The 13,123-nt window shown below is 37.6% G+C and carries 14 protein-coding genes; 11 read left to right on the forward strand and 3 right to left on the reverse strand.

Going from position 1 to position 13,123, the window contains the following annotated elements; all coding sequences use genetic code 11:
* Window positions 1–59 precede the first annotated feature (59 nt).
* Window positions 60–1,001, forward strand: a complete 942-nt coding sequence (locus DB895_RS00935; protein ID WP_116723464.1) for a hypothetical protein — start codon at window positions 60–62, stop codon at window positions 999–1,001.
* Window positions 1,002–1,007: 6 nt separating this feature from the next.
* Here the strand turns inward: DB895_RS00935 and DB895_RS00940 are convergent, their stop codons facing one another.
* A complete protein-coding gene (locus DB895_RS00940; protein ID WP_116723465.1) occupies window positions 1,008–1,559 on the reverse strand; it encodes a Smr/MutS family protein in 552 nt (183 codons plus the stop codon).
* The gene (locus tag DB895_RS00945) at window positions 1,549–1,734 is read right to left on the reverse strand and encodes a hypothetical protein (protein WP_116723466.1); all 186 of its coding nucleotides are present in this window, start codon (window positions 1,732–1,734) and stop codon (window positions 1,549–1,551) included. The genes DB895_RS00940 and DB895_RS00945 overlap by 11 nt, the downstream gene beginning before the upstream one ends.
* A gap of 134 nt (window positions 1,735–1,868) precedes the next feature.
* Here DB895_RS00945 and DB895_RS00950 point away from each other — a divergent pair, with 134 nt between their 5' ends.
* Entirely contained in the window at window positions 1,869–2,123 is a 255-nt protein-coding gene (locus DB895_RS00950; RefSeq protein WP_394336311.1) for a DUF2752 domain-containing protein, read from the forward strand.
* 14 nt (window positions 2,124–2,137) lie between these two features.
* Window positions 2,138–2,473, forward strand: coding sequence for a CCC motif membrane protein (locus DB895_RS00955; RefSeq protein WP_116723468.1), 336 nt, complete (start codon window positions 2,138–2,140; stop codon window positions 2,471–2,473).
* Window positions 2,474–2,523: 50 nt separating this feature from the next.
* On the opposite strand, the gene rocD is transcribed toward DB895_RS00955, so the two are convergent.
* Window positions 2,524–3,804, reverse strand: a complete 1,281-nt coding sequence (rocD, locus tag DB895_RS00960) for an ornithine--oxo-acid transaminase (protein ID WP_116723469.1) — start codon at window positions 3,802–3,804, stop codon at window positions 2,524–2,526.
* Between the two features lie 434 nt (window positions 3,805–4,238).
* Here rocD and DB895_RS00965 point away from each other — a divergent pair, with 434 nt between their 5' ends.
* The 8 genes from DB895_RS00965 to DB895_RS01000 all read left to right on the forward strand — a co-directional run bounded on the left by DB895_RS00965 (window position 4,239) and on the right by DB895_RS01000 (window position 13,090).
* Window positions 4,239–4,703, forward strand: a complete 465-nt coding sequence (locus DB895_RS00965; RefSeq protein ID WP_133242630.1) for a hypothetical protein — start codon at window positions 4,239–4,241, stop codon at window positions 4,701–4,703.
* 292 nt (window positions 4,704–4,995) lie between these two features.
* Window positions 4,996–5,787, forward strand: coding sequence for a serine O-acetyltransferase EpsC (gene epsC / locus DB895_RS00970; protein WP_116723471.1), 792 nt, complete (start codon window positions 4,996–4,998; stop codon window positions 5,785–5,787).
* 1 nt (window position 5,788) lies between these two features.
* The gene (cysM, locus tag DB895_RS00975; RefSeq protein ID WP_116723472.1) at window positions 5,789–6,676 is read left to right on the forward strand and encodes a cysteine synthase CysM; all 888 of its coding nucleotides are present in this window, start codon (window positions 5,789–5,791) and stop codon (window positions 6,674–6,676) included.
* 655 nt (window positions 6,677–7,331) lie between these two features.
* Window positions 7,332–8,669, forward strand: coding sequence for a T9SS type A sorting domain-containing protein (locus DB895_RS00980; RefSeq protein ID WP_394336315.1), 1,338 nt, complete (start codon window positions 7,332–7,334; stop codon window positions 8,667–8,669).
* Window positions 8,670–8,847: 178 nt separating this feature from the next.
* Complete coding sequence (locus DB895_RS00985) at window positions 8,848–10,650, forward strand: T9SS type A sorting domain-containing protein (protein WP_116723474.1); 1,803 nt, start codon at window positions 8,848–8,850, stop codon at window positions 10,648–10,650.
* 435 nt (window positions 10,651–11,085) lie between these two features.
* Window positions 11,086–11,436 carry a helix-turn-helix domain-containing protein gene (locus tag DB895_RS00990; protein WP_116723475.1) on the forward strand — a complete coding sequence of 117 codons (351 nt, stop codon included), beginning with the start codon at window positions 11,086–11,088 and terminating at the stop codon, window positions 11,434–11,436.
* Window positions 11,437–11,505: 69 nt separating this feature from the next.
* Entirely contained in the window at window positions 11,506–11,916 is a 411-nt protein-coding gene (locus tag DB895_RS00995; protein ID WP_116723476.1) for an OsmC family peroxiredoxin, read from the forward strand.
* 241 nt (window positions 11,917–12,157) lie between these two features.
* The gene (locus DB895_RS01000; RefSeq protein ID WP_116723477.1) at window positions 12,158–13,090 is read left to right on the forward strand and encodes a peptidylprolyl isomerase; all 933 of its coding nucleotides are present in this window, start codon (window positions 12,158–12,160) and stop codon (window positions 13,088–13,090) included.
* Window positions 13,091–13,123: the final 33 nt, after the last annotated feature.

Raw genomic sequence — 13,123 nt, forward strand, 5'->3', positions numbered from 1 at the left:
AATACAAATTGATTGGGATTGTAAATTAAAATCCTATTTTTGTGACAAATTGTATAAACATGAAAAAGCTTTTGGGATTATTGGTTTCTGTACTCTTTCTGAATGGTTGTGATGATGGAAAATTAACGGTCGACACGATTAATTTTGATGATGTTGCGGCAAATGCTTGCGGAGAAATTATATACAAACTAAACAATAATGAAGCATTGTTTGTTAAAATCCCAACCAGTGAAAACGCATTTGCAAACCAACCAACTTTACCAAACGCACCCACTAAAATAGAAATAGGTGGCAGTGTAATTATGAAATACAGATTCTATAACGGAAAAGTTTCCTCCGATAACATTTGCTCTTTACCGGCTCCCATTTCCCCTTCTGCCACCGAAGAATGGAGTGCCTCTGCCGGAACAATCGAGATTACCACGACTGCCGTTTATTCGGCTGCCAATGCAACTACGGGAGCCTTAAAAATATCAAAATACAATCATCATATAATTATTAAAAACTTAGTTTTCGCAAAACCGGACGGAACCAATCAAAAATACGAGAGTTTTAACTTTGGGGATTATCTGACGGATGCTACCACGTTGCCATTAAATTTTGACCCTATCCTTGTGGCGCAATGCACTGCAACACCAACAATCTACAATGCGCGAAACAGCGGAATTGAAAGTTTAGTACTGGAAAATGCCGATGCCGATTTAATTCAAAATACAGGTACGGTAACAAAGTCGATAAGTGCTACAACAAACAAACTGGTATACCGATTGTACAATACTGCCTTGCCAAATACCCTTTCAGATTATTTTTGCGGAACCACTCCGGCAAGTCCAACGATTAAAGAAGAATGGATTGCAACTGATGGAACCATAGAAGTAGTTAATACTACTGCCGGAGGATTTGTACATACCATAACACTTAAAAAAGTGACTTTTAAGAAAGACAACAGTACGTTCTATTATGGAGATGCTGTTATATATGGCGTGCTTTTGACCAATTAAACCGAATCATTTTATGTTTTGTCTGATATAAACTTCGGTGGCGCCTAAACCGTATTTTTGATAATTGCCGTCTTGAAAAGCTATATTATCATATCTACCCAATAAAAAATCGAGTTCCGACTTCAGAATTCCTTCTCCAACTCCGTGAATAAAAACGATTTTAGGAATGCGGTTTCTAATAGCAAACTCAATGTGCCTTTTTGCGGTTTCTGACTGCAAGGTAAGAATGTCATAGTTGCTCATTGCCCTAAAATTCGAAACAAGTTTCTCAATATGCAAATCGAATTCAGGCGGAGGAATTTCTCCTTTTGCTTTCTTTTCTTTTACGAAACTTCTTGGTTTTGGAATTTCCTTTTCGAACTTAATTTGATTTAAATTAAAACTTCCATTTTTTATATTTAAATCACTGGTGTCGTTTACTTTAATAAGCTCTTTTGTTGAAAATTTCATCGTAAATCCATCTTCCGTTTCCACATTCACCTCATCGTTTTGAACAGACAACACTATGCCGTTTATGGCTTCATCCAGTACCGAAACCTTATCTCCTTTATTGAACATCTTCGTTTTCTTTTTCTTGATTCTTACTTGGCGTTTTGGCACTCAATCGCAACATGCCATACATAAATATCACGATGGCGATTACCATAATGTACACGTTTTTATCAGCTTTACTTTGTTCGTACAAAGCAATCATGATGGCAACAATCATTATTGGAATTAATAATTTTTTCATGTTTTGAAATATCTGATCTCAAAAGTAACAAACTTTAAAATAATAAACTTACTATTCTCTTGTGAATATTTTTTCGTAAAATTGTACTACAAATAATTTCAATTTTGGATATAGAAAAATACATGATTCCCTGCATGAACAAAAAACTCTTTGGAGTGGAATGTTTGGGTTGCGGAACACAAAGAGCTTTAGTCTTAATCCTTAGAGGTGAATTCACGGCAGCTTTTCATATGTTTCCCGCCATTTTTACAACCCTTTTATTTTTCATGGTACTCGGTTTGAATTTTATTGACAAAAGCAGAAATTACCATAAAATCATTATTGGTCTTGCTATTGTTAACGCAATTATTATGATTGTTTCTTATATTTACAAAATGATTCACTTTTAAAACAACCTTACAAAATGGAAAAACAAAAATTACCCAATGCAACTGCCGTACTGATTTTAGGAATCTCATCCATCATAACATGCTGCTGTTGGGGAATTATAGGGTTGATTTTAGGAATAGTCGCCTTAGTCTTAGCAAAAAAAGACCTGAAATTGTACAGGGAAAATCCAGAAACTTACACCGGGTATTCTAACCTAAATACGGGAAAAGTACTAGCGATAATTGGAATCATTTTGGGTTCCATCTATTTTATTTTCATCATATATCTTTATGCCGTGGTGGGACAGGATGGTTTAAAAGATTTCCAACAAAACCTAATTGAAAAAATGAAACAACAGCAGGAAGAATAACAAATAATCCGTCTCGTTTTTCAATTAACGGGACGGATTATTATAGTTTATTATTTTTCAAATTGCTTTAGTGTTTTTATAATAATCGCAACACAATCCAACAACTGTGCTTCGTTCATCACTAATGGCGGTGCAAAACGAATAATATTCCCGTGAGTTGGTTTTGCCAAAAGTCCATTATCACGCAAAGCCATGCAAATATTCCAAGCGGTATCGCTTTCCTCGGTATCGTTAATCACAACGGCATTCAGCAATCCTTTTCCCCTAACGAGATGGGCAATGCTACTGGTTTTGATGTATTCATTAAGTTTACTGCGAAACAACTTCCCTAAAACTCTGGCGTTTTGAGCCAAATGTTCCTCTTCTACCACTTCTAGTGCGGCAACTGCAACGGCGGCGGCAATTGGGTTTCCTCCAAAAGTTGAACCGTGCTGTCCCGGTTTTATAACATTCATGACTGCATCGTTGGCTAAAACTGCCGAAACGGGATAAGCGCCACCAGAAAGGGCTTTCCCTAAAATCAAAATATCCGGAGTAGCATATGTGACTTGTTTTTCGCAATGATTTTCGCAAGTACAATCTCCACAAACCGCTAACAGCGAGCCTGTTCTAGCAATCCCTGTCTGAATCTCATCGGCAATAAACAAAACATTGTATGTATTACACAATGCTTTAGCCCGCATCAAGTAATCATCGGCCGGAGTATAAACACCCGCTTCCCCTTGAATAGGTTCCACTAAAAACCCCGCTATATTTTTATCGGATTGTAATACTTTCTCTAAAGCCTCAATGGAATCGTATGGAATTTTGATAAAACCCTCCGTGTAAGGACCAAAATTTTTACGGGCGTTCTCATCATTTGAAAAAGAGATTATGGTTGTGGTTCGGCCATGAAAATTCCCGTCACAAACAATAATTTGTGCTTCGTATTCGGCAATTCCTTTTACTTCATAAGCCCATTTTCGGCACAATTTCAAGGCGGTTTCTACAGCTTCGGCTCCCGTGTTCATAGGCAGCACTTTATCAAAACCAAAATATTTTGTCAAATATTCTTCATAGGGCCCCAATTGATCATTGTAAAAAGCACGTGAGGTCAAGGTCAGTGATTGTGCTTGTTTCACCATAGCACCAACAATTTTTGGGTGACAATGTCCTTGGTTTACCGCGGAATATGCGGATAGGAAATCATAATATTTTTTCCCATCAACATCCCAAACATAAACCCCTTCCCCTCTGCTCAAAACAACAGGCAATGGGTGATAATTATGTGCTCCGTATTTATTCTCCAAAGCGATTATCGCTTCTGCATTAATTTTTTCTAAAACTGACATTCTTAACTACTATTTTAAATAATTTTCTACAATTCCTTCTTATAGAGAGAAATCATCTAATTTTCTTCAAATTTAATGAATATTATTAGAAATTTATAAAAAAAGGCAAGTCCACTATTTTATTATTTTTTGCCCATCATTTCATGCAAAATGATATTCCTGAACGTCCCGTTTCTATTTACCCCTATTTTTAGTACGGGAAAACCTAGTGCATAAATCCTTCAAAACAATTATTCTTAAAAATGATATTTTTCCTTCAAATTTAAAAATCCCTTTGTAAGAAATGGGCAATCAATTGAAAACTAGAACTAAAAAAATCCAATTTGTGTTTAATCGAGTATTACCGTAATTCAACGAAAATATTTTTTGTATTCTTAATAATCCCATAGTTTTGATATGTATTAATAGATTGTTTAACCTCAAATTTTAAAAAAATGAAAAAGCTATTTATGTTTATTACCGCTATTGCACTAACGTCTTTATCGTCTTGTTCTAAAGATGATTCAAAAAATAATCCTGCCCAACCAACTAATTTTTTGACGGCGATAATAAATGGCGTTACGCTTAATTTTGACACTCTAAAAGTGGTCAAAGAAGTAGTCCCTAATGATGGAGATCCTTATACCGATTTGATTGTGACTGCAACCAAAAGCGATGATCATTCTAAAAGTATCATTTTCAATTTGCAACATTTGCAAGTTGGCACAGAAACGTGTTATTATTTTGATTATACGGATGGTGATATCAACTATGACTCTGCAATTGGAAATTCATTCGAAGTAAACATTACAGTCAATACACCCAATAAATTAAAAGGGAATATCACAGGAAGACTTTCAGATTCCAGCAATACAAATTCTATCGTTATTCCAAGTGGCAGTTTTGACATTACATATTAGTAATTAATCCTTGAACCAACTATTGAAAAAACGCTACCTACTAGATTGACCGGCAAACAGTAAAGCCATACAACATCAAAAACCTATTCAGCCACGAATTTCGCGAATTCACACTTATTCCTTTGTGCAAATCCGCAAAATTCGTGGCTGAAACACTTTTTCACGAAAACAAGCCAGTACTATAAAATCCATTCTTGAAAACGGAAAAAAATTTCTTTACCAAATTATTACTGCCTTTTCTAAAAAACCCTTACTTTTAACCCTTTCTAACAACTATTCAATCCTATTAATCGTGACAAAAGATCAGATTATCAACACTATTAATTCCTTGAAGGGACATTCTTCAATCAATTACGGAATCAAAACCAAGACAGAAACCTTTACCGAAAAACTATTCTATACCCTATTTGATTCTAATGCCCATTTGGGAGAAAGTATTGATGAACTGGAAAAACAGTTTAAAGAAATTGCTGCTCTTGCCTGTAAAAAAACAAATTCGATTTGCGATTCCATATGGGATCAATTTCTTAAAAAGTTACCTATTGTTCTTGAAAAGTTGAATCAAGACGCCGATTATTTTTTAGAAAACGACCCCGCTTCTAATAGTATCGAAGAAGTATATTTAGCCTATCCCGGCTTTTATGCTATTGCTATCTACCGATTAAGCCACGAATTATATCTATTGGACTTATTATTGTTTTCCAGACTCATGAGTGAATATGCACACCGTATTACTGGTACCGACATACACGCCGGAGCAACCATTGCCTCTCCTATTTTCATTGACCATGCCACCGGAATTGTAATTGGTGAAACTACAATCATTGAGAAATACGTGAAAATTTACCAAGGGGTAACACTAGGTGCTTTGAGTATCACTAAGGATATGAAAAACTCTAAAAGGCATCCAACGGTCGAGGAAAACGTTTGTATTTATGCCAATGCCACCATTTTAGGAGGGACAACAACCATCGGCAAAAACAGTATTATTGGCGGAAATTCATGGGTCACAAAATCCATTCCTGCTAAATCTATTGTCACCAATACCACAACTACCGAAGTAAAAATAAAAGAGAAAAAATAGGATGAATCCACAAAAATTAGTAGACCTTATTGGAAATACGCCACTAATGGAAACGGTCAATCTGGTCAAAAATAAAAACGTAAAACTTTTATTGAAACTGGAAGGAAATAACCCCGGCGGAAGCGTTAAAGATCGGGCAGCATACAACATGATTGCTTCTGCAATTGAAAGGGGTGATATCAAGAAAGGAGACAAACTTATTGAAGCTACCAGCGGCAACACCGGAATTGCCCTAGCAATGATTGCCCAATTATTCAATGTTGAAATTGAACTAGTGCTTCCCGAAGATTCCACAAAAGAACGCACGCAAACCATGCGGGCATATGGCGCTACGGTGATATTAACTCCAGCAAGTACCGGAATTATTGGCTCAAGAAATTATGCCGATAAAAAAGTCGCCGAAGGAGGATATATCATGCTGAACCAGTTTGCAAATGAGGACAACTGGAAAGCCCATTATAAAACAACAGGCCCCGAAATATGGAGGGATACTGACGGTACCATTACCCATTTCGTTTCTGCCATGGGAACTACAGGAACCATCATAGGTACTTCTACCTATTTAAAAGAAAAAAATCCGGCAATCCAAATCGTGGGAGCGCAACCCAGTGATGGCTCCCAAATTCCGGGAATCAGAAAATGGCCTCAAGAATATTTACCTAAAATTTTTGATGCGTCAAAAGTAGACACCATTATTGAAGTAAGCGAAAAAGAAGCACGGGAAATGACCAAAAGACTGGCTCGTGAAGAAGGCGTCTTTGCTGGAATGAGCAGTGGAGGATCCGTAGCCGTGGCACTCAAACTAGCTAACCAAATGGAATCAGGAACAATAGTCGCCATTATTTGTGACCGAGGTGATCGCTATCTGTCTTCCGATTTGTTTGATTAAGTCATTGATTTCATTTCTGCAAAAATTTATTTATTTGATGTTTAACGTTTTATAGAATAAAAAAAGTATATTTATTTTTTTTATTCTATAAAGCCTCCTTTGAAAAATCAATAAAATATAAAGGTGCGGAGCCAGCACTATAATCACTGACGAACCCACAATGAAAAAAGCACTACTCATTAGCCTAATAATTAGTACCTCAGTATCATTTGCACAAATCGCAACAACCACTATCCCCAATATAAACACGACCGTAATGGATAACACCCCCTTGTTATTCGGGATAACCTTTGATGCACGCACCAGTATGACTGGTAATGCTAATTACGGGCAAATCGGTTATTATAATACCGATGGAACCATTATTCCTGCAGTGGGTGCCGTATTCAATGATTTCCCAATGACCACTTTGCGTTACCCCGCTAACGCCGTTTCATTTGGTTTTGATTGGAAAAAATCCGTTGGTCCCGTTGGCTCAAGGCAAAATCAACCCGCCACTTTGTTAGGAGCATTAGGTGGAGCCCAACCATTAAATTTTGGTTTTGACGAATTTATGGCAATGACCGCCGCCAAGGGAGTTTCCGGTGCCGATATTCAAATAATGGTTCAGATATATGACAAAACCTCCATAGGATTAAATGCAACCCAAACCAGTATGGCAATCACCGATCCCGTCGGAACCAATGCAGATTGGGTAGAATATTGCAATGCGCCAAATGATGGCAGTAATCCAGGAGGAGGAACTGATTGGGCCGCACAACGCGCTGCAAACGGGCATCCCATCCCGTACGGAATAAAAATCTGGAACATAGCAAATGAACCGTGGGCCGCAGGAGAATATGGAAGTAGCGCCGCCAGTTGCAATTCCTTTTTGGCCTACGTTACCTCCATTATTGATGCCATGCTCGCTATCGACCCTACCTTGCACATTACACTTCCCACAACTGGAAACGCAACCAATACTACAAGTTGGGCAAATGCACTTTTCAATTCAACATTAGTCGCCCAACATAAAATTTATGGCGTTTCACAACACTATTTTATAACTGAAAAAGTGAGCGGAGGAGTGATACAAACCGGTGTTGCTGCTGTGCAAAACAATATAAATGCCCTAATTAGTTATGCCACTACCAAAGGAGTAAAAGTCCTGATTGGCGATTATGCCCATTCCATTCCAACAAGCCCACCAACCACCCATAATGATGCTAACGAAAACCTTGCCATGCAATGGCAGGGGGCCAACATGGAAGCCGACTTTTTGATAATGATTTCCCAAAAAAGCAATATCGACAGAGTTAATTTTTGGGCCTACGGAATGCCTTATGGCGTTTGGCATCCCATTCGCATCAATTCCGCGGGGAATTACACCCTCATGCCAGCCGCTGACATTTATAAAAAATTAGTTCCCGCTTTTTTAAACAAATCGCTTGCCGTTACTACTGCTTCACCAGCCGCAAGTGATGGAAACGTTTACGCCGTAAGATCAGGGGCCTTTATTTCTACCGATGCCTCCAAATTAAATTTTATTGCCGTAAACCGGGACAAACTAAATACCGTCCCTTATCTTCCAACAGTTCCCATCGGCTATACCTTAAGCACGGCACGTTTAATTACCGCCACTTCATTGCAGGCAGAAAGTTTTTCCGAAGATATAGTAACTGCTGATGGTACGGGAAATTATGCCATGCCCGCTTTAAGCATCCTCATTCTTGAGTATGTCAATGTGCCTCTTTCAGTGAAGGAAAACATTTCAGAAACCAATACAATGACCCTCTACCCTAATCCGGCGAACGATAGTGTCACCTTGAAAAGTAATACCAGTAAAGATTTAGAAATTAAAATATACAATACCTTGGGACAACTGGTAAAAACGGAATCACTAAAAGAGAACAATCCAACCATGAATGTCGTAAGTCTAAAAACAGGAACCTATATGGTTACCATTAAATCAAAGGAATTGACGATAAACCGCACATTACTAATTAACAGATAAGTTGGGGACAAGTATGGCGAACGGCAAAAAACTATTTTATATCAACTTTTTTAGGATGATTCAAAATACAATCTTCAATACCGATATTTATATCAGAGACTAGACATATTTAGATAAAATAGCCAAAGGTTCAGTAAAACCAATATATTTACAAATAAAAATTGACATCCAAACTTTAATGAATAAATCGACACTTCTTTCAGCAATAATTCTTTTTAGCGGGATTCTGTTTTCGCAAACGGCAACTACTACAGTAAATATAGGCACAACGGTAATGTCTAACCCTAAATTATTGTTGGGAATCACATACGATTGTCGATCCAGTTTAAACGTATCGGGATATGGCCAGGCCGGTTATCACAATACTGACGGATCTTTTATACCAGAGGTTGATGCAGTATTTGGCGATTTTCCGATGATAGGATTAAGATATCCGGCAAATGGAATTATGCAAGGTTTTGAATGGAAAAAATCAATTGGACCAATCGCCACAAGAACGGCCCAGCAAATTTTTGCTCAAGGTAATACTCCGGCACAAGTATTGGAATTTGGTTTTGATGAATTCATGGCAATGACTGCGGCAAGAGGAACAAATCCTAAAAATGTTCAGTTAATGATTCCAATTTATGATTCTGCCGATAATACATTAAAATCAACTCAGCAGAATGCAGCCGTTCCAAACGTTGTTCAATCCAATGCCGATTGGGTAGAATATGCCAATGCCCCAAATGATAATTCAAATCCCGGTGGAGGAACGGATTGGGCAGCAGTTAGGGCAATAAATGGGCATCCTGCCCCTTACGGCATTGAGTTGTGGAATTTGGGAAACGAGCCTTACACCCCTAATGAATTTGACACCAGCGGCGTTAACAGTTATATTACCATGATTGTACCCATTATCGATGCCATGAGGGCAATTGACCCTACCATTAAAATTACAGTTACAGTTACAGGAAAAGCACTTTCTGCATGGACCAATACCGTGTTAAATTCGCCCTTGCTGCAAGGAAAAATTTATGGCATAAATAGCCATGCTTTTATAACCGAGGAAGTAATAAATAACGCCATTCCGTATGGCGTAAACACATACGAAACAGCCATTAAGGGTTTGTCGGCAGCAGCAAAAATCAAAGGATATAAATTTATATTAGGGGACAATGCACATGCAATTTTAGGAGCTCAGCCAACGGCCGCTGTTCAAGATTTAGCGATGCAATGGCAGGGAGCTAACACAACAATGGATTTTTTATTAATGATGAGTCAAATTGATAATTTGGAAAGATCTAATTTTTGGGCTTATGGGCTTGCATCCGCTCAATGGCATCCAATCAGAAAAAATGCTAACGGAACATATACTTCAATGCCAGTTGCTGAACTATATAAAAAATTAAATTCCGTTTTTTTGGATAACTCCATTTCAACAATCAGTACTTCGCCGATTGCAAGTGACACAAATCCTTATTCCGTTAGAAGCGGAGCATTTGCATCCGCCGACTTAAGCAAGCTGAATATAATTGCTGTAAATCGGGATAAATTAATCACAATTCCAATGCAAATAAATGGGACAACTAATTATACGATTTCAAACGCAAGAGTTTTAACCGCCACTTCGTTAAGTTCCGATGTAATTATTGAAAGTACAATAACTCCTGATATTAACGGAAATTACTCCATGCCAGCCATGAGTATTTTAATTTTAGAGTACAGCCGAATTACACTAGATGTTAATGAGAGCATTTCAGAAACCAATTCAATTACCCTTTACCCTAATCCGGCGAACGATAGTGTGACTTTGAAAAGGAATACCAATAAAGATTTGGAAATTAAAATTTACAATACCTTAGGCCAACTCGTAAAAACGGAATCACTAAAAGAAAACAATCCAACCATTAATGTCGCATGTCTAAAAACTGGAACCTACATGGTTGCCATCAAATCAAAAGAATTCACGATAAACCGAAAATTAATAATTAACAGATAAATTGACAGCATCTACGGTAGCTTCAAAGAACCGTTTTGTTACGTATTAATACTCTACTAAACAAAGTGTTCATTAACGCTCTGCGATGGTCTCCCAACCTCGCAGCAATAAAATAAAATTTCCAATCAAAAAATACACCTTCCAATACCTACTCCCCATTTTTTAAATACAGGCTACTTATTTTGGACTTTTAACAACTCATTTTGGTTTTCTTTAAACTCCATTTTGATTTCTTGAAACTTCATTTTGATTTCTTGAAACTTCATTTTGATTTCTTGAAATTCCTTTTAGATTATTAGAAACCACTTTTGAATTTTTATAAACTCATTTTAGACTTTTAAAATAGTAATTTAGACTTTTCGAAACAACTATTTGGTTATTAGAAACTTTATTCGGACTTTTAACAACATATAGTAGAAACCCAACACCGTCATCATGCTAACACTCCATTTAACCCCCATTTTTAAAGCCCGAAGAATAGAAAAACCCTATACCTTTCTGGTAAAAGCAGGACTCTCTCCACATTCGGCAACCAGCATTATAAATAACAAAGGCCGCATCTTTAGATTAGACCACATCGAATTGCTTTGCGACGCCCTCAATTGTGAACCCAACGACCTCCTCCTCTGGATTCCCGACAGCAACAAGAATTATCCCGAAAACTATCCCCTAAAAAATCTCAAACAACCCGAATCAGCCGAAGACTGGCAGGATGCCCTCTCCAAAATGACCTATAAAGAATTGATAGAAGCAACAAAAAAAGGAACAAATGAGGAGAAACAGTGAATTATAAAAAAGATAGACCCTGGTTATAGTTAAAAAAGAAGTAAATTTGAGTAACTAAAAAACAGTGTTATGAAACGAAATGCAACCGCAGTCTGGCATGGTTCACTTAAAGAAGGATTTGGGCAACTATCAACCCAAAGCACTACCTTGACCAATACCCAATATTCATTCAAATCTCGTTTTGAAGAAGGAGTGGGAACCAACCCCGAAGAACTCATTGCCGCAGCCCACGCAGGATGCTTTACTATGCAGCTCTCCGCCTATATCAGCGAAGCGGGTTATGTCATTGAGAGTATTGAAACCCAATGCGAAATCAATTTGGTTGAATCGACCATTGTTACATCACACCTGACAGTACATGCGAAAATTAATGCAATTTCCAATGATAGCTTTCAGGAATTTGTTACAAAGGCAAGTAAATCTTGCCCCGTTTCTAAATTGTTAAATGCCGCAATCACTTCAACGGCTACCCTAATTTAAAAAAGAATTCAATATAAGGGGCTGTCTCGTATTGCTTAGGACAGCCTCCTTAATTGCAATGAGTACTTCCTTTATGGTATCCATTTCATGCCTTTTTCCAGTGAGTTTCGGAAGAAGGACTTTCGTTTTTTAGAAAGGAAACCTCCAAAAAAATATTCGTTTAAATTCATTTCCTAAATCGCTCAATTCCCTTATTAAAATTAATTTCGTAATTTTGCACCTCAATAAAAATTAAACAACAATGGAAAACGGAATATACGCTAAATTCAACACCACAAAAGGGTCGATTTTAGTAAAACTAGAACACGAATTAACTCCAGGAACAGTAGGTAACTTTGTGGCATTGGCCGAAGGAAACCTAGAAAATAAAGTAAAACCACAAGGAACAAGATACTATGACGGATTAAAATTTCATAGAGTAATTCCAGATTTTATGATTCAGGGAGGATGTCCTCTAGGAACCGGAACTGGAGATCCTGGGTATAAATTTGACGATGAATTTCATCCAAGTTTGAAACACGACAAACCGGGCATTTTGGCTATGGCCAATTCAGGACCTGGATCTAACGGTTCTCAATTTTACATTACGCACGTTCCAACGTCATGGTTGGACGGAAAACACACAGTTTTTGGGCATGTGGTAGAAGGTCAGGATGTGGTTGATGCTGTTGCGCAAGGTGATGTTCTGGATACTTTAGAGATTGTGAGAGTGGGTGAAGAAGCCCAAAAATGGAATGCAGTTGAAGCTTTCAGAACTTTTGAAGGTTCTCGTGCTAAGCGAGAAGCAGCAGAACGTGAAGCTGCCGAAGCAAAAATGGAAAAATTAGCGGCTGGATTTGAAAAAACACAAAGCGGATTGCGTTACCAATTCATACAAAGAGGTTCCGGTAAAAAAGCAGAAAGCGGTAAAACAGTTGCAGTTCACTATGAAGGTTCATTAGAAAACGGAAAAGTTTTTGATTCTTCTTATCCAAGAAAAAAACCAATCGAATTTAGACTGGGTCAAGGTCAAGTAATTGAAGGTTGGGATGAAGGCATTGCCTTGTTACAAGTGGGAGACAAAGCGCGTTTCGTGATTCCATCCCATTTAGGGTATGGATCTCGTGGAGCCGGTGGAGCAATTCCACCAAACGCTACTTTAATTTTTGACGTAGAATTAATGGAAGTAAAGTAATTTACGAAGTTTTAATTTCGTTATATACAAAGA

Source organism: Flavobacterium psychrotolerans, from assembly GCF_003097635.1.
Taxonomy (GTDB): Bacteria; Bacteroidota; Bacteroidia; order Flavobacteriales; family Flavobacteriaceae; genus Flavobacterium; species Flavobacterium psychrotolerans.